22 protein-coding genes and 1 pseudogene are annotated in these 20,241 nt (G+C 64.8%); 9 read left to right on the forward strand and 14 right to left on the reverse strand.

Translation table 11 applies throughout. The features are described from left to right. Positions 1–32 precede the first annotated feature (32 nt). Positions 33–164: a hypothetical protein gene (locus EA473_RS23020; RefSeq protein WP_279387647.1), complete on the forward strand. Its 132-nt coding sequence runs from the start codon at positions 33–35 to the stop codon at positions 162–164. A gap of 40 nt (positions 165–204) precedes the next feature. Here EA473_RS23020 and EA473_RS05875 read toward each other — a convergent pair whose 3' ends face one another. The 4 genes from EA473_RS05875 to EA473_RS05890 all read right to left on the reverse strand — a co-directional run bounded on the left by EA473_RS05875 (position 205) and on the right by EA473_RS05890 (position 4,198). Then, positions 205–1,134: a sulfide-dependent adenosine diphosphate thiazole synthase gene (locus tag EA473_RS05875; protein ID WP_124194727.1), complete on the reverse strand. Its 930-nt coding sequence runs from the start codon at positions 1,132–1,134 to the stop codon at positions 205–207. Positions 1,135–1,220: 86 nt separating this feature from the next. After that, on the reverse strand, positions 1,221–2,132 hold the full coding sequence (locus tag EA473_RS05880; RefSeq protein WP_124194728.1) for a winged helix-turn-helix domain-containing protein: 912 nt from the start codon (positions 2,130–2,132) through the stop codon (positions 1,221–1,223). A gap of 155 nt (positions 2,133–2,287) precedes the next feature. After that, a complete protein-coding gene (locus tag EA473_RS05885; RefSeq protein WP_124194729.1) occupies positions 2,288–3,658 on the reverse strand; it encodes an adenylosuccinate synthase in 1,371 nt (456 codons plus the stop codon). 102 nt (positions 3,659–3,760) lie between these two features. After that, positions 3,761–4,198: a cupredoxin domain-containing protein gene (locus EA473_RS05890; RefSeq protein WP_124194730.1), complete on the reverse strand. Its 438-nt coding sequence runs from the start codon at positions 4,196–4,198 to the stop codon at positions 3,761–3,763. 225 nt (positions 4,199–4,423) lie between these two features. On the opposite strand from EA473_RS05890, the gene EA473_RS05895 reads away from it, so the two are divergent. The 3 genes from EA473_RS05895 to EA473_RS05905 all read left to right on the forward strand — a co-directional run bounded on the left by EA473_RS05895 (position 4,424) and on the right by EA473_RS05905 (position 8,453). Then, entirely contained in the window at positions 4,424–5,149 is a 726-nt protein-coding gene (locus EA473_RS05895; RefSeq protein WP_124194731.1) for a protein sorting system archaetidylserine synthase, read from the forward strand. Positions 5,150–5,221: 72 nt separating this feature from the next. After that, positions 5,222–6,616, forward strand: a complete 1,395-nt coding sequence (locus EA473_RS05900) for a HEAT repeat domain-containing protein (RefSeq protein WP_124194732.1) — start codon at positions 5,222–5,224, stop codon at positions 6,614–6,616. Positions 6,617–6,668: 52 nt separating this feature from the next. Further along, complete coding sequence (locus EA473_RS05905) at positions 6,669–8,453, forward strand: phospholipase D-like domain-containing protein (RefSeq protein ID WP_124194733.1); 1,785 nt, start codon at positions 6,669–6,671, stop codon at positions 8,451–8,453. A gap of 89 nt (positions 8,454–8,542) precedes the next feature. Here the strand turns inward: EA473_RS05905 and EA473_RS05910 are convergent, their stop codons facing one another. From EA473_RS05910 to purF, 4 genes are all read right to left on the reverse strand, one after another. Further along, positions 8,543–8,971, reverse strand: coding sequence for a metal-dependent transcriptional regulator (locus tag EA473_RS05910; RefSeq protein ID WP_124194734.1), 429 nt, complete (start codon positions 8,969–8,971; stop codon positions 8,543–8,545). 46 nt (positions 8,972–9,017) lie between these two features. Next, positions 9,018–9,512 (reverse strand): ferritin-like domain-containing protein, encoded by a 495-nt coding sequence (locus EA473_RS05915; RefSeq protein ID WP_124194735.1) that lies wholly within the window; start codon positions 9,510–9,512, stop codon positions 9,018–9,020. An 88-nt stretch (positions 9,513–9,600) separates the two neighbouring features. Continuing rightward, entirely contained in the window at positions 9,601–10,059 is a 459-nt protein-coding gene (locus EA473_RS05920; protein ID WP_124194736.1) for a response regulator, read from the reverse strand. A 308-nt stretch (positions 10,060–10,367) separates the two neighbouring features. Beyond that, positions 10,368–11,840: an amidophosphoribosyltransferase gene (gene purF, locus EA473_RS05925; protein ID WP_124194760.1), complete on the reverse strand. Its 1,473-nt coding sequence runs from the start codon at positions 11,838–11,840 to the stop codon at positions 10,368–10,370. Between the two features lie 248 nt (positions 11,841–12,088). Here purF and EA473_RS05930 point away from each other — a divergent pair, with 248 nt between their 5' ends. Next, positions 12,089–13,858, forward strand: coding sequence for a MutS-related protein (locus EA473_RS05930; protein WP_124194737.1), 1,770 nt, complete (start codon positions 12,089–12,091; stop codon positions 13,856–13,858). Between the two features lie 96 nt (positions 13,859–13,954). Here EA473_RS05930 and EA473_RS05935 read toward each other — a convergent pair whose 3' ends face one another. Then, a complete protein-coding gene (locus EA473_RS05935) occupies positions 13,955–14,506 on the reverse strand; it encodes a DUF6735 family protein (protein WP_124194738.1) in 552 nt (183 codons plus the stop codon). 222 nt (positions 14,507–14,728) lie between these two features. On the opposite strand from EA473_RS05935, the gene EA473_RS05940 reads away from it, so the two are divergent. After that, a complete protein-coding gene (locus EA473_RS05940) occupies positions 14,729–15,388 on the forward strand; it encodes an HAD family hydrolase (RefSeq protein WP_124194739.1) in 660 nt (219 codons plus the stop codon). Positions 15,389–15,472: 84 nt separating this feature from the next. Here the strand turns inward: EA473_RS05940 and EA473_RS05945 are convergent, their stop codons facing one another. Then, the gene (locus EA473_RS05945) at positions 15,473–15,919 is read right to left on the reverse strand and encodes an SRPBCC domain-containing protein (RefSeq protein ID WP_124194740.1); all 447 of its coding nucleotides are present in this window, start codon (positions 15,917–15,919) and stop codon (positions 15,473–15,475) included. A 128-nt stretch (positions 15,920–16,047) separates the two neighbouring features. Here EA473_RS05945 and EA473_RS05950 point away from each other — a divergent pair, with 128 nt between their 5' ends. Together EA473_RS05950 and EA473_RS05955 are read left to right on the forward strand one after the other, a co-directional pair. After that, complete coding sequence (locus EA473_RS05950) at positions 16,048–16,854, forward strand: NAD-dependent epimerase/dehydratase family protein (RefSeq protein WP_124194741.1); 807 nt, start codon at positions 16,048–16,050, stop codon at positions 16,852–16,854. 113 nt (positions 16,855–16,967) lie between these two features. Next, on the forward strand, positions 16,968–17,225 hold the full coding sequence (locus EA473_RS05955; protein WP_124194742.1) for a DUF7535 family protein: 258 nt from the start codon (positions 16,968–16,970) through the stop codon (positions 17,223–17,225). Between the two features lie 278 nt (positions 17,226–17,503). Here the strand turns inward: EA473_RS05955 and EA473_RS05960 are convergent, their stop codons facing one another. The 4 genes from EA473_RS05960 to EA473_RS05975 all read right to left on the reverse strand — a co-directional run bounded on the left by EA473_RS05960 (position 17,504) and on the right by EA473_RS05975 (position 19,582). Continuing rightward, positions 17,504–18,535: a glutathione S-transferase family protein gene (locus EA473_RS05960; RefSeq protein WP_124194743.1), complete on the reverse strand. Its 1,032-nt coding sequence runs from the start codon at positions 18,533–18,535 to the stop codon at positions 17,504–17,506. A 148-nt stretch (positions 18,536–18,683) separates the two neighbouring features. Next, positions 18,684–19,064, reverse strand: coding sequence for a sodium:calcium antiporter (locus EA473_RS05965; protein ID WP_124194744.1), 381 nt, complete (start codon positions 19,062–19,064; stop codon positions 18,684–18,686). A gap of 166 nt (positions 19,065–19,230) precedes the next feature. Next, positions 19,231–19,449 (reverse strand): HalOD1 output domain-containing protein, encoded by a 219-nt coding sequence (locus EA473_RS05970; protein WP_124194745.1) that lies wholly within the window; start codon positions 19,447–19,449, stop codon positions 19,231–19,233. Continuing rightward, positions 19,403–19,582, reverse strand: a complete 180-nt coding sequence (locus tag EA473_RS05975; RefSeq protein WP_124194746.1) for a hypothetical protein — start codon at positions 19,580–19,582, stop codon at positions 19,403–19,405. The genes EA473_RS05970 and EA473_RS05975 overlap by 47 nt, the downstream gene beginning before the upstream one ends. 565 nt (positions 19,583–20,147) lie before the next feature. On the opposite strand from EA473_RS05975, the pseudogene EA473_RS05980 reads away from it, so the two are divergent. Then, a pseudogene (locus EA473_RS05980) lies at positions 20,148–20,241 on the forward strand (IS6 family transposase); the annotation flags it as partial.

The raw sequence follows: 20,241 nt of genomic DNA on the forward strand, positions 1-20,241 counted from the left end.
ACGCAGACGCACCTCGAGGAGGCGGTCGGATTTTGGAACGTCCTCGCCCACCAGACGGAACCATCGATCACGACGTCGTCTACCGCGTCCTCCACGACGATCTCGAGTGGTTCGAACGGTTTCAGCAGGAAGGCGCGACGTGGCTCAAGAGCCGAAACTCGTGAGACGTCGTGTCGTCCCCCGGATGACGCGCTTGAGACGACGTCAGTCGTCGGCGGGTTGCGCTCGAGAGGTGAGTTCGACTTCAGGCGCGTCGATCTCGAGTTCGTCGAGCGCGACCTGGGCGGCGCGTTTGCCCGAGACGAGCATGGCACCGAAGGTCGGACCCATCCGCGGCAGGCCGTAGGTGGTCGCGGTCGCCATGCCGGTCGCGATCAGCCCCTCGTGGACGAGACCGGTGTGTTCGACGACGGCGTCTTCTGACTTGCCGACCCACATCGAGTCGTGGCCGGGCGAGTCGTGGCCGGGCGCACCGTAGGTGTCGTCGTCGGTCTGGTCCATGACCTTTCCGCGCTCTTTTGCGTCCTGAATACCCGGCGCGTCGAGGACGCCGCGCTCGTCGAGTTTGGTGATTGCCATCGCGTCGTGGCCGGTGGCGTCGATGACCAGATCCGCCTCGACCGCGATCGGATCGACGCAGGTGATCTCGCGGGGCAGGGCGTGAACCGGCGTCCAGTTCATGACGATCCCCGAAACCTTGTGATCCTCGCGGATGACGATATCCGTAAACTCGGTCATGTTCTGCATCTTCGCGCCCGCGTCACAGGCGGCCTTGATCAAGCCGGAACAGGCCTCCGGACCGTTCGCGACGTACAGTCCCTCGCTGTCCTGGGACTGCTTGTAGGAGACGTCCAGTTCCTCGAGGACCTGCTGGGCGGGATCGCGCACGGTGACCTTGTTCATCAGGAAGCCGCCGAGCCAGAAACCGCCACCGAGGTAGTTGTTCTTCTCGACGACCATCACTTTCACGCCGCGCTCGGCGAGTTCTTTCGCGGCCGTCAGCCCCGATGGCCCGCCGCCGACGACGATCACGTCCGAATCCGAGAAGTCCATGAACTCCTCGGTCCACTCCTGGCCGATCGCTCGTGTGACGTCCGCTTCGCCGACCTGACTGAACTGCTCGAAGTCGCTCATACAACTAGGTGGTAACAGTCGGTGGTGAAAAGTCTGTCGTGACGGTCGTCCGGATAGACAGCCGTACGAGAGGTTCGGACGGGCCGTCACTCGTCGATCCGCGGTTCTCGAGCGGCGTCGACGACCTCGAGATCCTCGTCCAGGTGCGCGACGAACGACTCGTCCGCGAGGTCGATCCTGACGCGAAACCGCCAGGGGTCGGTCTCGAGGACGGTCGTCGCGTCGTCGGTCACCGCCCACGGGAGTTCCCACGCCGGAATCTCGGTGAGGTCCAGCCCGTGATCGTAGTAGAAGGCGACGGTCGCGGGGTGATAGAGCAGTACCCCTGACACCGGCACGTACTGGAAGCCGGTGCAGTCGGTGCAGTGGTAGACGACGTACGGCTCGAGGTCTCGGGTGTCGTGGAGCGAGGGGAGCGATCCGTCGCCTTCGTGGATCTCCGGGCTGACTTCCCGCGCACACCACGGACACTGGCCTGAAGTCATCGAGTCCAGTATCGTCCGGGTACGCCGGTGAACGGCCTCGAGGATCGCGGTCCGATCGCGGTCGACGAGCCCGTGGGAGGGCACGTAGACGTCGGTGTACGTGGCCTCGCAGGAGAAACACCGGACTCGAAAGAGCGTCTCGTAGCGGTAGGCCTCGATCGAGTCGCCACAGCGATGGCAGTCGGTCCCGACCGCGAAGCGGTCGACGGCCGACCCCGCCTCGTCCGTGAGGTGACCGGCGACGAGCGTCCGGTAGAGTACCAGGCCGGGCCACCGCAGTCGATACCCTTCGTCCTCCTTCGCGACGTAGTTACCCACCAGTTTCGTCAGGTGGTAGTTGAATCGCCCGGAGTCTCGGATACCCACTCGAGATTTGAGGTCGGCGTAGGAAAGCCGCGGAATGCCGGTTTCCGGTGACGCGGTCGCGGAACCGAGTTCCTCGAGGATGCGGACGCGGGTTTCGTCCGCGAGCAGCGAGAACGCTGCGTCCGTATCGAGAGATTCGTCCGTCATCGATTGGTGTTCGTCATCGATTGGTGTTCGTCATCGGTGGCATTCGATCGTGGTCCTCCCGGAGATGGATCCTCCGGCGACCGCCGTCCCGGACGGCCGGCGTACCGCCGGTATCCTGCTGGGACGACCGTTGTTTCTCTGTATAGTGCACTCGATTACGATGAAACCGGGTGATCGTCTCGGAGACTTCGTTCGTCGCTGTCGCGTTCGGCCGGTTCGAACGGGCTCCGGAGAACGATCGTCTCTTCCCGGTCCGGTCCGACGCCCACCGCGAAGATCGGACACTCGAGGTCGTCTCGCACGTACTCGACGTAGGCTCGAGCGGCCGCCGGCAGAGCGTCGTACCCGTCGTCGGCGACCGCCCACCAGTCGCGGTCGGACCACGTCTCGAAGCGCTCGTATCGCGGCGTACACCGCCGCCACTCCTCGACGGTCGACGGCGGCGTTCGCAGGGTTTCGCCGCCGAGTTCGTAGGCCGTACAGACCCGAAGCTCCTCGAGTCCGGCGAGGGCGTCGACGTGATTCAACGCGAGCCCCGTAAAGCCGTTCAGCCGCGCCGAGGCCCGAAGCATCGGGAGGTCGAGCCAGCCGATCCGGCGAGGGCGGCCGGTGACGGTGCCGAAGCCGCCGACTGCGTCCCTGAACTCGGCGGCGACTTCCTCGTCGAACTCCGTCGGCAACGGACCGTTCCCGACCCGGCTGAGGTAGGACTTCACGACGCCGATCACGTGGCCGTCCGCGACCATCGACGGACTCACGCCCGTGCCGACGATGGCACCGCCCGCGGTCGGATTCGACGAGGTGACGAACGGAAACGTCCCGTGGTCGACGTCGATGTGGGTTCCCTGGGCACCCTCGAACAGGATCGTGCTCCCCTCGCGCGAGCGCTCGGTGAGGTACTCGCCGACGTCGACGATCATTCGCTCTTCCTCGAGTCGCCTGCCGTAGGCTCGATACGTCTCGAGCAGGTGATCGGCGTCGAACGCGTTCCCCGGTTCGATCTCTGAAGTGTTCTCGGCGATCCGTCGTGCCCGGTCCGCCGCGGACTCGAGGCGGGTTCGGAGGACCGACGAGGAACGCAAGTCCGCGATCCGAATCCCGCGACGGCTCGCCTTGTCCTCGTAAGCGGGGCCGATACCGTTTCCGGTCGTCCCGACCGCGGTCGCGTGCTCGCTCCTCGAGGATTCCGTCGCTTCGTCCAGCAGTCGGTGGTAGGGTAATACCACGTGCGCCCGTCCGGAGACGCGGATATCGGGATCGAGACCGCGTTCTCGTAGCCGTCGGATCTCGTCGAACAGCGTCTCGAGGTTCACGACGCAGCCGTTGCCCAGCACGCCGGTTTTTCCCCGGACGACGCCGCTGGGGAGCAGCCGAAGCGCGTACTCCGTCCCGTCCTCGGAGACGGTGTGCCCGGCGTTGTCCCCGCCCTGGTAGCGAACGACGACGTCCGCGCCGTCGCCGAAGACGTCGACGATACCACCTTTGCCCTCGTCTCCCATCTGGGAGCCGATTATCGTTGCATTCACGGAACCGGCTACTCGGGCTCACTCAATAGTCGTTCTGTGAAGCGCGATTCACAACGGGGCTTCGGCGCGTTCTCCGTCGAGAAGGGAGTGGTCGTCTCCGAGTCACTCGGTGACGATAACCGTCCCGACCATTCCGCCTTTGACGTGCGGTTCGCAGATGTAATCGTATCGCCCCGGGACCTCGAACGTGTGTTCGTACGTCTCTCGAGTGCCGAGGTACCCGCCGCGGTACTCGTGCCAGGCGCTCCGGGCGGTCTCTTCGTCCTCGTAATCTCCGGTCGCGAAGTACGCAGCGCCGTCGGGGAGCGTGTTTTCGAGGGCGGTGACGGTGTGATCCGCACCGCTCGTGTTCTTCCAGACGACCGGTTCGCCGACCGTCGTCTCGTACTCGACCGGGACGAACTCGTTTCGAGTCATCCCGATGTCACAGCTCTCGCCATCGCAGGGCTCGCTCTCGAAGGCGCTGAGGATGGACGTACAGCCCGCCAGCCCGCTCGAGGCGGCGGTTCCGACGGCCGCGAGGTAGACGCGCCGGTTCATGGCTCGACTTGGGAGAGTCGAAATATAACCCCCCCGATTCGTTCTCGATTTGCTGGAATGGCGCTCTCGAGACGCTGATGCGACTGAATTCACGTGTCACCGGGATGATCGACTCGAGACGCGCTGAGACGGCCCGGGATGCGTCAGTACCGGCCGACTGTTTCCGTTCGTTTGCCCGTGTCGAAACGAAAACACGTAAGGTATCCGCCCGCCGAATCGCCGACTATGCTTCCGCGGTTCGTCGGTCGATTGGGAGTCGCCGACGCAGTGACGATCGCCAACGCCGCCCTCGGCTTCGTCGCCGTCGTCGTCGCGTTCGTCGACATCGATCTGGCTGCGCGCCTCATCCTCCTCGCCGCGGTCGCGGACGGACTCGACGGAATCCTCGCGCGCCGCTACGGCGGCACCGAGGCCGGCCCCTACCTCGACTCGCTCGCGGACGTCTCCTCGTTCGCCGTCGCGCCCGCCGTCCTCGCGTTCGTCGTCGTCACCGACGGCCTCGGCATCGGCTTCGAGGCGGTGACCGGCGAGTTGCTCCTCGTACTCGCGGTCAGCGCGCTGTTCGTCGCCACGGCCGTCACGCGACTCGGCATGTACACGGCGTACGACGTTACCGGCAGCTACACCGAGGGCGTCCAGACGACGCTCGCGGCGACGATCCTCGGCGCGGCGATCCTCGCGGACGTCGCCGGCCCGTGGCTCGTCCTCGCGATCACGGGCGCGTTCTGTTACCTGATGGTTTCCCGGATCGAGTACCCCGACCTGCTCGCCCGCGACGCCGGAATCATGGGCGTCGTCCACGTCCTCGCGGTGCTCGCTCCCGGCTTCGCCAACCGGTCGTTTCCCTTCGCACTCCTGATACTCGGAATGGCCTACATGACGCTCAGTCCCTGGTTCTACTGGCGCGAGGACCCGCCGCCGGCGCAAACGGACGTGCATGGAAACGCTTAGGGCGATCCTGACACGACCGTAGCGTATGGACACTGTCACGCGTCGGCGTCGTCTCGCGACGAGGGTGAGAGCATGAGCGAAGACGGGGCAAACGGTGACGACGAGACCGCCGCCGAGGAGGAACACGAGGAGCCGTCGGTCGATCTCGAGGCCACCGAGAACCGCCTCGAGGCGTTCGAATCGGACCTCGAGACGCTCGAGACCGACCTCGAGGCGGCCGAAACCGAAGACGACCTCGACGTCGTCGAGGCCGACCTCGAGTCGTTCCGAACGGACCTCGAGGCGGTCGAGATCCCGGATCCGCCGGAAACCGACGACGAGGACGAAGACGACGAGGACGACGAACCAGCGGTCGAAGAGCAACTCCAGGACCGTCACGACGAGATCGAGGGCGATCTCTCGGACCTCGAGGACGACCTCGAGGACCAGCGGGGGCCGTACGCCGAAGACGTCGTGGGCGAAATCGACGGCGTCGGGAGTACGATCACGGGAACGCGCTGGACCGTCGAGGGCGACGAGGAGCTGATCGACGCGGTCGACGCATTCCTCGCGGACGCGAACGATCTGCTCGGAAGCGACGTCTCGACCGCCGGCGATCTCGAGCCCGCAAGCGGTGCGGAACTCGGCGAGAAGGGCGACGAGGAGGGCAACGTCCCCGAACGACTCTCCGAGACGCTCGAGGAGGTCACCGCGGCGGTCGAGGCCGCGGACCTCGATCCCGACGACGACGCGGAGACGATCGCGGCGCTGCTCGAGGCGACCGACGACTTCGAGTCGGCCGTCGACGACGCCACCGAGTGGACGGATCTCGAGGTGCGCGAACAGCTCCGGCGTGAGGGCTTTTACGACGTCCTCGATCACGTCAAGGACTTCCCGCCGGAGTGGCACGCGCTCAAGGTCCACGAGAAACGCGGCAACGTCGACCAGATCTTGCTGGCCTACGAGAGCCTCGATTCGGACTTCATGGAAGAACACTGCCTCGAGGCGCTCGAGCGGATGGGTCCCGAGGAGGCGATCGATCCGATGCTCCAGCAGGCAAACCGCAGAAATCAGGACGCAATGTGCATTCTCGGAAAGATCGGCGTCGCCGACGACGACGTCGTCGACACCCTGCTCGATTACGTCGACTCCAACCCGGATCTCCAGAAACCGGCGTTCAGGGCGCTCGGCGAGATCGGGACCGAGGAGGCGGTCCAGCCGATCGCGAATCAACTCGCCGAGGACAACCCCGACGTTCGAAGCTGGGCCGCGCGGGCGCTCGGTCTGATCGGTGACACGCGTGCGATCGACCCGCTCGCGGACGTCCTCGAAGACGACGAGGAAGACCGCGTCCGGGCGAGCGCCGCGTGGGCGCTCAACCGGATCGGCACGGAGGCAGCCCTCGAGGTCGTCGCCGAGTACGCCGACGACCGGGCGTACCTCGTGCAGGCCGAAGCCGAACGGGCGAATCTCGAGCCGGCGGCCTGACATCAAGTCACCGTCCTGATCTTTTTAAACGATCGGGCGGCCAGTCCGACCAATGACTGCCCGTCGTATCGCCCTCGTCACGACTCTCGTTAGCGCCTTCCTTCTCGCGTCGGCCGTCGGTTCCGCGACTGCACTCGGAGCGCCAGCCACCGACCGAGACGAACTGACGACGAGTACCGACCCAGTCACAGACGGACTCGAGTGCGCTCCGCAGGCGGGATCTGATTCAGATACCACGTGGGTTCCGGTTGACGGGACGGGTGCTCCGGCGAGCGAACCGCGGATCGTCGAACTCTATCCGAATCCCACTACGTACGGAAACGTCGGCGAGTACCTCGTCCTCGAGACGCCGACCGAGACGCGTCCGGCGAACTGGACGATCACCGACGGCCACACGACCGCGACGGTTCCCAACGAGAGCGTGGCCGGTCGGGTAGCCCTCAGCACCGATCCCGACGCGACGGCGGAGTTGACCGAGTATCCGGTTCTCGAACTCGAGGGGACCGTCCGGCTCGCAGTCGACGGCGACGAACTCGAACTCCGGAACGGAACCGAGACGGTCGACGCGGTCGCCTACGACAGCGCGCCGACCGCGGAACGCTGGTACCGACTCGAAGCCGATGCCCGCGGCGACGATGGGTCGATCGATCCCGCGGAGGGGCGGTGGCATCCGCGGGACGGCACCTGTTTTTCCGTTGCGACGGTCGCAGTCGATGAAGCGACGACGTTCGTCCTTCCCGATTCGCCGGAAGTGCCCCTCGAGACGATCCGCGAGACCGACGACAGGCTCCTTCTCGGGGCCTACACGCTCACGTCTCCGGCCGTCGCCGAGGCGCTCGTCGACGCGGCCGGTCGGGGAGTCGACGTCGCGGTCCTCCTCGAGTCAGGACCGGTCGGCGGGACGCCTGCCGAAACGGAACCGATTCTGGACCGACTCGAGGACGGGGACGTCGGGGTGCGAGCGGTCGGCGGCGAGGGTGCGCGCTACCGATTCCATCACGCGAAGTACGCAGTGGTTGACGATCGGGTGCTGGTGACGAGCGAGAACTGGGGGCCGTCTGGAACCGGGGGCGAATCGAGTCGGGGGTGGGGCGTCCGTCTCGAGGATCCGGAACTCGCGGACGCGCTGGCGAAGACGTTCCGGGCCGACTACGAGGGGTGGGACACCGAAACGGGCGCGGCGTTTCGCTCGAACGCGACGTTCGTCGACGGCGACGGCGAGGATCGGGACGTCGAGTTCGCCACGGATCACGGGCCGGAAACCGTTCCGGTCGACTCCGCCGAACTTCTGGTGACGCCGGACAACGCGGCGGGACGGCTCGAGGAACTGCTCGGCGACGCCGACGACGAAATCCTCGTCAAACAGGCGAGTATCGCCCCGGACGGCTCGGTCCTCGAGGAAACCCTCGCGGCCGCTCGCCGCGGGGTCGACGTCCGCATCCTGCTCGACGCGACCTGGTATCACGAAGACGAGAACGCGGAACTGGTCGCCGACCTCGAGCGTGCCGCCGCCGACGAGGACCTTCCGCTCGAGGCGAAACTGGTCGACGACAGGACGGACCGGTTCGAAAAGATCCACGCGAAGGGCGCCATCGTCGACGGCGAGGCGGCCGTCGTCGGGAGCGCCAACTGGAACGACAACGCCTTCGAGAACAACCGCGAGGTCCTCGTCGTCCTCCACGGCGAGTCGGCGGCGGACTACTACGCGACGGTCTTCGAGGCGGACTGGGAGGGAGCGACCTGGCGTCTCCCGATCGGACTGAGTCTCGTGACCGTCGTTGCACTCGCCGGTGCGGCGGCTGTCGGCAGACGGTACGTTCGGTTCGGCGATCGGTGACAACCCGTCGTCGAACGGACGGTCGGCCGCGATCCACCCAGTTGCTGGGCCGGTCGCGCTCGCACGGCAGTGACGGACGACAGCCCGTCTCAGTTCGCTGGCCCGCAGACCTCGAGACGCTCACAACAGTCTCGTTCCGGATCGAAACAGTCGGGACACTCCTCGGGTCGGTCGATGATCGTGTCGAGACGGTCCGCGACGGTGTCGTCGATGACGCTCTCGAGGGTTCGTGCCTCGGCGCGAAACTCCTCGACCTCGAGGACGTTCGTGAGAAATCGCTCGATGATACAGTACGTCTGTAATGCGTCGTGGGCACGCTCTAGACCTTCGTCAGTCAGGCTGGCTCCCTTGTACTTCTCGTGGTCGACGAGTCCGCGCTCTTCGAGTTTCCCGATCATCTCGTTGACGCTTGCCGGGCTCACCTCGAGTATGTCCGCGAGCGTTCCGGTCGACGCCGGTCCGTCTTCCATCCGCTGTGCGAGATAGATCGCTTTGAGATACTGATCTGCGGTGTTCATCGCGTTCCTCCGTCGGTCTCCGTGTTCGTCTCGAGCTGTGCCCCGATCATGCCCGATGCTCCATGATCTCGGTTACCTCTTCGACTCCCTCTTTTTCCTCCTCGCGGATCTCGGAGAGCGTCTCGAGCAGTCGATCTCGATCGAGCGCGTATTCGGCATCGGAGGCTTCGATCGCGTCGATCAGGTCGTCGTAGAATTTGTACGCCGTCTCCTCGTTACACAGTTGATCGTAGAGGACGCCGTCGGTGTCTTCCGGCGGACCGTACTGGGCGTCTACTAACGCGTTGATCTCCTCGTAGGCGACGGTTTCGGCGTCGAGGTCGGCGATAAGCGCCTCGAGTCGCTCGCGGTGGTCGGCCGACTCTTCAGCGGCTTCGACGAGCAACTCCCGCACCTCCTCGTCGACTGCCTCCCGCTTTTCGGGCGGGAGCGACTCGAGGTGGTGGGCGGCGCGTGACTCGACGACTTCCTCGAGGACGACCCCGATCTGGAGGAGCCGCGCGAGTTGGTGGTCGCTCGAGACGCGCTGTCCCAGACTCATGCCTACTCGTCGGTGTGCCTGTTACTTAACTTCCTGCATCCGGTTCCGACGCGAACAGAGACGGCCGCGTGTCGAATCCCGGCCCGTATTAGGTGTCGCTCGCCGGTTGCTGGACGATAGAGAGCCAGAAATCCTCGATCTCCTGGACGAATTCGAGGAAGTCCTCGGGCTCGACCGGCTTTTGCACGTAGTGGTCAGCCTCGAGGCCGTGGGATTTGACGATCTGTTCTCCGACATCTGAACTCGTGAGGATGACGACGGGGATGTCACGGAGCACCGGTTCGTCGTTCATCTCCGAGAGGATGTCCATGCCGTCTTTCCCAGGTAACTGGGGCTCGAGGAGGACGAGATCCGGGTGTGACTCGTCGGTGTACTCGCCGCGCCGATGGAGGAACTCGAGGGCGGCGTCGCCGTCGGAAACGGTGTGGACGTTGTTCGTGAGCTTCGCGTCGTCGAACGACTCCGTAAAGAGACGGGTGTCCCCCGGGTTCGGTTCGACCAGCAGGATGTCGATCGGTTTGTCTTCCCGTTCGCCCTCTCTCGTCATGACGTACGGTTCTGGGCGCAGATGTAAAACGTCGAGGATGCGAAAACCGACAGGTTCGACCGGAGTTCCACACGGACTGGTACCGCTGTATGCCGGGAAAATCGTAGATCGGTCGGTGTCGAGCCGAAAACGACTGATACGGTCTGGGATGGGTGATTGCCGGTCGGTCGCAAAACGGCAGGTTATCGACCAGTAAAGACTCACGGCAGATCGTCTGATACGGTTTACTGCAAGTCGTTACCGAAGACCGCGGGACGGCACCCGGTCGCTCCGGTACGCAGTGACAGCAATCCGCAGAGTCAGTCCCGTTAGTCGTCGGCGAACACCGGCCGTTCGCCGAGTTCGGGGCGGCTCACGTCGCGGTCGGTCTCCTCGCCCTCGATGTCGTAGGGGTATTGACCGGTCACACAGCCCAGACAGAGGTCGATCCGCTCTTTCCCGAGGACCTCGGCGACGGCGTCAGTCGAGAGATAAGAGAGACTATCCGCGTCGATTGCGTCCCGGATTTCCGCGACGGTTTTGTCCGAGGCGATCAACTCTTCGCGCGTGGCCATATCGATCCCCATGTAGCAGGGGGCGACGATCTCCGGCGCGCCGATGCGCATGTGGACCTCTTTGGCACCGCAATCTTTGAGCAATCCGACGAGTTGCGTCGAGGTCGTTCCACGGACGATCGAGTCGTCGATGAGGGTGACGGTCTTCCCCTCGACCGTCGATTTGATCGGATTGAGTTTGAGCCGAACCGCTCGCTCACGTTCGTCCTGCGTCGGCATGATGAACGTCCGACCGACGTATCGGTTCTTCATCAGTCCCTCGGCAAACTCGACGCCGTCGTCTCCCTCTGCACGTGGTTCTCCGTCGGCCGTCGTTTCGCTCGCGGCGTCCGCATAGCCGGAGGCAAACGCCCGCCCGGAGTCGGGAACCGGCATCACGACGTCCGTGTCGACCCCGCTTTCCTCCCAGAGCTTCCGACCGAGGTTTCGCCGCGCCTCGTAGACGAGCGTCCCGTCGATGATGCTGTCCGGGCGGGCGAAGTAGACGTGCTCGAAAAAGCAGTGGGCCGTGTGTTCGCTCTCGACGAGCTGGTACGAGTCGAACCCCTGTCCGTCCTCCTCGAGGACGATCATCTCTCCCGGTTCGACGTCGCGGACGAGTTCGCCGTCGAGCGTATCGATCGCGGCCGACTCGGAGGCGAGAATGTAGCCGTCTTCCAGCTTTCCGATGCACAGCGGCCTGTTGCCTTGCGGATCCCGGACGCCAAGGATCGTATCGTCGTGACAGATCGTAAGCGAGTACGAGCCGTGAACGCGACGCATCGTTCGTTTGACCGCTCGGACGAGATCTTCCTCGAGCAGGTTTCGTGCGAGGTCGTGGGCGATGACCTCCGTATCACCGTCGCTTGTGAAAGCGTGGCCGACGGCCGCGAGTTCGTCACGAATTTCGTCGGCGTTGACGAGGTTTCCATTGTGGCTCAGCCCGAGCGAGCCGCTTTTGAACGAGACGGAAAACGGCTGGGCACAGCTCGAGTCGACCGATCCGGCGGTCGGGTACCGGACGTGGCCGATTCCGGAGGTCCCGTTGAGGACGTCGAGGTCACCCTCACCGAAGGCGTCGCCGACCAGCCCCATTTCGACGTGGCTGTGTTGCTGGAAGCCGTCGTGAGTGACGATCCCCGCCGACTCCTGGCCGCGGTGCTGGAGCGCGTAGAGTGCGTAGTACAACGGTCGTGCCGCGTCCCGACCGGCAAGTGAGACGCCGACGACGCCGCACTTTTCGGTCATTCCTGTTCGCCGGGGAGTCTCGCCCCGCCCATCAGTCATGGAAGTCAGTACGGCTTCGAGCCGATAAAAATCCCCGTGTTTGTGCTTTCTCTCCCCGTTTCAACTCTATATGATATGCACGTTCGTGCCTATTGTGGCCATTCAGAGCGGATCGTTGCCGTTCCGAGCGGGTCGTAGCCGTTCCGGGCCGACCGTCGCCTCCGAAGAATGACACAGTGTTCAAGAGTATCGGCTCGTAGACCTTTCGTATGCGACTCGAGGAGTACTGGGGGGTCGGCCCGAAGACGCGGGAGACGTTGATCGAGGAGATGGGCAGGGAACGTGCGATCCAGGCGATCGAGAGCGGCGACGTTCGCGCGCTCGCCGACGCCGGACTCGCACGGGGTCGAGCGACCCGCATTCTGCGTCGGGCGACCGGCGGCGACGGCATGGAGACCCTGGCAACGAGCGACGCGCGATCGGCGTACAAGGAACTGCTCGATCTGGCCGTCGAACACGCGGTGACCCAGCGCGCGGCCGATCGCATCCGCGTGCTCACGCCGCTTGTGAGTCGCGACGCGATGAACCGACGACTCGACGACGTCGTCGCCGCACGGGACGCCTGGCGTGAACTCCCCGAGGACGACCGAACGGCGGTCCTCGACGCCTACGACCGGTACGACGAACGCGACGGCAGCGAACTCGCCGCCGTTCGGGCCGCCCTCGCGCTGCTCGAGGCTGGCGTCGACTCCGGCCCGTTCGAATCGATCGCCGACCTCGATAGTGATCGACTCGAGGAGGCCGCAAACGCCCTCGCCGCGTTCGACGGCGATCGGGTGGCAACGGGTGCCGACGACGAACTCGATCGCCTCCGGCGGACGCTCGGGACCGTCGAGGACATGGACGCGAACGCACTCGAGGTGATCGACGAGCTTCGATCGGACGGCGTCCGCGACGTCGACCAGTTCCGCGAGGCGTTCGAGGACCGACTGGTGACCGAGACGGACGTGACGATCGACCGGGTTCGGGATGCGATGGTGACCGACGCGGCCGACGCGACCGACTTCGTGGGCGGGACGTTGCGGTCGCTTCGCAGCGACCTCACGGCGGCGATCGACGAGCGAGAAGCGGCCGTCGCGTCCGACCTCGAGGACGCTCTCGAGGAATCACGTGACGCCGTAGACCGGGCGGTCGAGGCAGTCGACGACATCGCCCTGCAGCTTTCGCTCGCCCGATTTGCTCTCGAGTACGACTGTACCCGTCCGACGTTCGTCGACGGCGAGCGGGCCACGGTTTCGGTCGTCGACGCGCGAAACCTCTCGCTTGCCACCCGCGACGAAGAGGCGGTCCAACCGGTCACGTACGCGTTAGGAAATCATGACGTCACCGACGTTCCCGAAGACGTCGGCTCGGTTCCGGGCGACGAGCGCGTAGCCGTCCTCACGGGTGCGAACAGCGGCGGGAAGACGACGCTGCTCGAGACGCTGTGCCAGGTCGTGTTGCTCGCGACGATGGGGCTTCCGGTCCCAGCCGAGCGGGCGGAAGTAACGCCCGTCGACTCGCTGGTCTTTCACCGCCGTCACGCGAGTTTCAACGCGGGCGTCCTCGAGTCGACGCTGCGTTCGGTCGTGCCCCCGCTGTCCTCGGGCGGACGGACGCTGATGCTCGTCGACGAGTTCGAGGCGATCACCGAACCGGGGAGTGCTGCCGATCTCTTGCACGGACTGGTCACGCTCACCGTCGACCGCGAGGCCCTCGGCGTCTTCGTCACTCACCTCGCGGACGATCTGGAGCCGTTGCCGGCGGCGGCGCGAATCGACGGCATCTTCGCCGAGGGATTGAATCCGGACCTCGAGTTGCTCGTCGACTACCAGCCGCGGTTCGGTACAGTCGGGCGGTCGACGCCCGAGTTCATCGTCTCGCGACTGGTTGCGAACGCGAACGATCGGAGCGAGCGCGTCGGCTTCGAGACGCTCGCGGAAGCCGTCGGGAACGACGTCGTCCAGCGAACGCTCGCGGACGCGCGATGGAGCGAGTGACGGGGGAGGACAGTGGAGGTTGGGGTTTCGCGTGTGACCGAAGCGCTGACGTGACATCGGCAGGCTCAGGCGGTGATCGGTGCGTTCGCCCGGCCCTCATTGGTCGTCGTCCTCGAGCCAGGTATCCGGCCGAGGTGCGTACGTGGAGTCGGTGTCGTCAGTCCTGTTGCGGTAGGTGTAGACGATCCCGCGTTCGTCCTCACACACTCGCGACTCGAGGTAGGCCTGTGCCGCCCGCCGCGAGAGCGCCCCCATCTCGATCGTATCGCCCAGCGTCGTCTTGACGGCTCGAAACCAGGCACGGATCTCTCCGTCGCGGTCGGGATCGGCCCTGACGATCGCGCCGCGTCCTTCGTCGCGGCCGTCTCCCCACTCGAGCCAGCAGACGCGGTACACCTCGACGGCGTAGTCGTCGACGGGTGAAACCATGTACAGCGCTTCGTGAACGCAGGGATCGAGCAGGTCAGTTAGCACCCGATCGCGGGCGATCGGTCCCGTGAGGAGTTCGGTTTCGACGGCACCCTCGGCCAGCGGCGTTTCGTCGGTGATCCGTTCGGCCAAAGAGAGGTTTTCCCCGCCCCAGTGGCTGTAGCGGACGTCGAACAGACGGTCGGGTCGCCGGTAGGCGACGAGTGCTCTGTGTCCCATGGTGGTCACGCTCGCGCTTGCTTCGCATCGACAGTCGAACGGAACCGGACGCCGATCTCGTCGGACATAACCGGCTCTGGTCGCCCGCCCGTACTTGAACCCCCGGACGATTTCGTTGCCACGACGTTCGGCTACCCGTTGGTCTCGTCCCGAAAGGGGTAGTGAGCCGGCGAATCCGTCACACTCAGGTAGGGTCGATGGAATGGTTCGTCTCGAGAACCGATGGACACGCGCTACGATGCGGTGATCTTCGACAACGACGGGGTGTTGACGACGCCGACGGACCGGGACGTGTTGCTCAAGGCGATCGGCGAGGCGTTCGCGAACGTCGGCGTGACGGAACCGCCGGCGGACCACGTTCGGACGCTCGTCAGCCCGGACCCCGACTCGGTTCGCCACATTGCGGACTATCACGGCGTCGATCCGGAGGGGCTCTGGCACGCTCGCGAACGGGCCGCGATCGAGGCCCAACTCGCGGAACTCGAGGCCGGACGGAAGGGCGTCTACGACGACGTGTCCTCGCTCGAGGCACTCTCGGTTCCGACGGCGATCGTGAGCAACAACCAGCACGAGACGATTCGGAACATCCTCGAGCGCTGTGATCTCGAGGGGTTCGAGGTCTGGTACGGACGTGAGCCCTCGATCGAGGGGATCGAACGCAAGAAGCCGACGCCACACTACCTCGAGCGTGCGATCGACGATCTGGGTGCGACGAACCCGCTGTACGTGGGCGATAGCCGCGTCGACGTTCTGGCGGCCGACGCGGCCGGGGTGCACTCGGCGTTCATCCGACGGAAACACCGGGTCGGGTACGACCTTCCGGCCGACCCCGAGCCCCACTACGAGATCGACTCACTCGAGGGGCTTCCGGAACTGGTGTAGCCGTTCGGCGGGGCGAGAATCGAACGGGTTCGCCGTCGCTTTCACCCGGCTCACCTTGCAACGTGAAAACCGAGTTCGTCCGGCTCACCCTGCCACGCGAACCCGGTTTTCCGCGCGGTCTTTGATGGCCCGGTTCATCGCCGTGAACCCGCGCTCGATTCGCCTGGCATCGAACAGGAGCGGGACGAGTGCCCCACGGAACGTCTCCCGGTGGAGCAGACGGGTCCGATCGCCGCCGTCGATCGGCTCGAGTCGGAACTCGTGGTAGCCGTCGAAGGCGAACGGAACGAGGACCCGGCCCAGCCAGGCGAGTCGGCGGTTCTCCTCGGCGGCGACGACCGTCGGCCGAAACGTGATAGGACGGGAGTCGGGCGGCTCGATTCGAACCCGAAGTCGCTCACCCTCCTTCGGAACTCCCTCGATCCGCCGGACGAAAGGGTTCCACTCCGGGTAGCTGTCGAACTCGAGGAGGACGTCCCAGACGACGTCGGGCGGTGCGTCGATTTCCTCGAACACCTCTACCTGTCTCATGGTAACACTTCACGTGACGGGAGAACATGCCTGTGTCGGTGGACTCCACACTGATTCACCCGCCCGCACTCGAGCGGGCAAGAAGGCGCTGGCCCGACCTATTTCCGGCCGGTCGGTGTCACTCGCCTATGACGAACGTCGCAATCACGGGCGCATCGGGGGCGGTCGGCAGGGAAGCGATCGAGGCGCTTTCGGCCGGGGGGATGAGCCTTACGCTCTTCTCGCACAGCGAAACCGAGGACCTCGAGACGACGCCGATCGAGATAACGGACCGCGAGGCGGTCTTCGACGCGCTCGAGGGACAGGACGTGTTGATCCATCTGGCGGCCAACCCGGACCCCCGCGCGGAGTGGGACGCCGTCTCGGGACCGAACGTGGAGGGGCTGTACAACGTCTACGCCGCCGCCGTGGAAAACGACCTCGAGCGGGTGGTCTTTGCGAGTTCGAATCACGCGGTCAACATGGCGAACACCGTCTCGCCGATCCGCCCCGAGTCGACGGTCGGTCGTCCCGACGTCGTTCGGCCCGACGAGCCGCCCGATCCGGACACCTACTACGGCGTGACGAAGGTCTTCGGCGAGGCGCTCGGCACCTACTACGCGAAACGTCACGGTCTGGACGTCGTCAATCTCCGGATCGGTTGGCTGCTCACGCGCGAGGAACTCCGCCAGGAGTGTGCCGACCGGGACGGCCCCGGCGAACGGTTCGCCCGCGCGATGTGGCTCAGCCCCGAAGACTGTCGACGACTGATCGAAGCGGCCACGTCCACCACGCTCGAGCGAACGCCCGCGACCGCACACGGCATTTCCGCCAACTCCGAGCGGTTCCTCTCGCTGTCGGAGACGATGCTCGAACTCGGCTACCGACCGCAGGACGACGCCGAGTCGGTGCTCGAGGACGGCGAAAATAGCCGGTCGGGACTCGAAACTGAGTGATCGACCAGAAAGCAGAATCGGCGAGAAATCTACTGTCAGTTGGCCAACAGACGGTTTCGATCGCGACTCCTGGTATCGAAAGACCGAATATCGGGACGTTCGTACCCACTCATATGTCGACCAAGGTATCCGAATCGACCGGCTACGTCCCGAACATCCAGATGTCCGCGTTCGGGTACGTGATGGCGGCGATTATCGCGATCGTCATACTGCCGGTCCTTCCGATCATCGTCCTCGCGTGGATCTTCTGGCGGGCGTTCGTCGCGGGCGACGAGGTCGAGTCCAGATACGAAACGTGGCGAACCGACCCGGACCGGTTGCGGCCGTCGGCGCCCGAACCGGAGACGGACGACGACGCCGAAGACGACTAGACTCAGTCGACCGAACCGAACCGTTTGACTCTCCTCGTTTGTTTTACCTCACAACAGTCACTCGCCTCCCGTTTCGGCCCACGGATCGCGAGATATCGCAAGGATCGAGATTCTCCGACGGCGTCGACCTCGAGCGAGAACGGAGCAATAATCGAGTCCCGAAGTGATACGGTTTACTGTAAGTCATTGTCGGCGCACCCGCGACCCGGGCGACGGGTGCGCCGGTAAACAGTTACAGTAATCCGTATGAGTGATCCGCGACGTACGAACCGTTCGCGTCAATCCGCACCGACTGGGACGAGATCCGACGGCGGATCGCCCGGCAGTTCGTCCCGGTCGTGGGGCGCGTCGAACTCGAGGTCGGGGCCTCGAGCGACGATTCGGTTGGGGGTGACGTCCGGGTGGGTCGTGTAGTAGTGTTCCTTGATGTGGCTCATGTTCACCGTCCCGGCGACGCCGGACGTCGTCTCCCCTCGGACGGGAACGCCCGTCTGATACAGATCGCGCAGGTACGGCCAGAGGTTGTCGTACTCGCGGATGTACTGGACGTTACACATGAAGTGCGTGTGATAGACGTTGTCGAACCGAACGAGCGTCGTGAACATAGCGACGTCGGCTTCCGTGAGCCGATCGCCGGCGAGGTATCGCTGCTCGCCGAGTACCGAGTCCCAGTGCTCGAGCGCCTCGAAGAGGTCGTCGATCGCCTCGTCGTACGGCTCTTGCTCGGTCGCGAACCCGGCCCGGTAGACGCCGTTGTTGATCGGTTCGTAGATCTCGTCGATGATTCGGTCGACTTCGTCGCGATACCCCTCGGGATAGAGGTCGACGTCCTGGGTCGCGACGTCGTCGAACTCGGTGTCGAGCATCCGCATGATCTCTCTGGATTCGTTGTTGACGATCGTCTCCTCGCGTGTGTCCCAGAGGACGGGCACCGTTACCCGACAGGTCGCGTCCGGATCGGCACGCACGTACAGCTCTCTGAGGTAGTCCGCGTCGTGAACGCGATCGCGGGTACAACCCCCCTTCTCGGGAGTGAACTGCCAGCCGTCCTCGCCGCGGTAGGGATCGACGACCGACACCGAAATCGCGTCCTCGAGTCCCTTCAGCGCCCGAACGACGAGCGTTCGGTGGGCCCACGGACAGGCGTAGGAGACGTACAGGTGATACCGACCGGCTTCGGGCTGGAACGTCGCGTCGGGGTCGTTCTCGATCCAGTCGCGAAACGTCGTCTCGCCCCGCTCGAACGCGCCGTCGTCGTCGGTCGATTCGTACGCGTCGGTTCGCCACTCGCCGTCGACGAGCATGTTCATACACGTCGTACGTGTCGAGGAGTAATAGGAGCCCGCTAACGTTCGTGTTACCGCGTTCCGCGACCGCTGGGTGTCCTCTCCGGGTTCAGACCGCGGCGCTCGCGATCCAGTAGCCCGCGTCGGCTACCAGCAACGCGGTCTCCTCGAGTCACGTCACACGCTGCCCGGTCGCGAGAACCATCGCCGCGAACGCGGTCAGGACGGCGAGCCACGCCAGCGCGAAGCCGACGACGGGACCGACGTCAGTCGGTCGGATGACGGCGGCGATTCCGAGCACGCCGAGGAGGTCGAACACGTTCGAGCCGACGACGTTGCCGATCGAGAGGGTTCCACGACCGTCGAGTGCGGCTCCCGTCGAGACGACGATCTCCGGCGCGGACGTCCCGAATGCGACCACGGTGAGTCCGATCACCAGCGGCGAGACGCCGGCCGCACCCGCGAGTCTCGAGGCACCGGTCACGAGCAGGCGAGCGCCGATCCAGAGGGCGAGGGTTCCGGCGACGAGTGCGGCGACGTCTCCGACGACCACGGTGACGTACGACGTCCACGGGCGTCGTGAAAAAGCCGGCCCGTTCCGGGGCGGAGTGAAAGCGTCTGACGGTTCTCGTGAATATGACTCCGTTCGTACCCCTTCCCGATTCAGGCACGGTCCAGAGTGGTGTTCGAAGATGCGAGGCGGCGGTATTCGAGAGCCGTCACCGATCCTCGTCGATCACCTCCACCTCGAGCGGCCCGGTGTCGATCACGATCAGGTAGCCAGCGTACGCAAAGCGGACGGTGACGTCCGCAGGAGCGTCGAGGACGGCGGCCAGAGCGCCGGGGTCGACGACCTCGTACAGCGGCGGGAGCGCCGTGACGTCACGGTCCTCACGGGCCGCGACACGTGTGAGTACCGTGGAAATAGCTGGATGCATCGTGATCGTCGGGAAGCTGGATGATTCTCGCGGCGAACGTCGACTCGCAGTCGGGGCAGGTGACCGGCCCGTCGGTCGTCGTCGCGCGGAGGTCGGTTCCGCACTCGCAGTGGATGGTGATTCTCGAGGCCATAGCGTTCTCCGTCTACAGGCCCCGACGCGACGGAACGCAACCCAGCAAGGAAACCGAATGCAGTCGCTTCTGGTCCGGCGGGACGTCGGCAGGTCTTTATTTCGCCAACGTCAATGATGGATTGCTCCCGCTACGCGGGGGCGGATCGTTGAGCCGGAGTGCTTGTTGGACGCTTGGGCTCCGGCTCGGCGCACTTTCGTGCGCATTCATTAGGTACGCAATCATCCGTAAAGAACGTTAGGATACTGACCGGTTTGTTCGATTGCTATAGTAGCCACTGAACGTCATTGCACACCTACTCACGATAGTCTCCCGGAGACCGGACGTAACGGCCCGGTCCCCGGGTCTGTCTGTGAGCGGTGTGTGAATCGTTGCAATTGTTACTATCGGGGCAGGGACGAACTGTCGGTCGTCGTAACGGGGTCGTAGCGTGTCACAGAAGGGCTCTCTGGACCCAGTTCAACTTCCCAGAAACAGATCATTCGTTACTCGTGGTTATTGACCGATAGAGGCACTGTCTAGATGAGAGTTTGAGGAACGAGCAGGTGGTGGCGAGAAGTGTCCAATGCAACTCGCCAACCTGCTCAGAGAGACCTTAGACGTGGATTGTGATGAGGTTTGGGAGAACGAGCGCACCCCGACACCCGTCAGGGTGTTCG

Origin of the sequence: Natrarchaeobius chitinivorans (assembly GCF_003841505.1) — an archaeon.
Taxonomy (GTDB): domain Archaea; phylum Halobacteriota; class Halobacteria; order Halobacteriales; family Natrialbaceae; genus Natrarchaeobius; species Natrarchaeobius chitinivorans.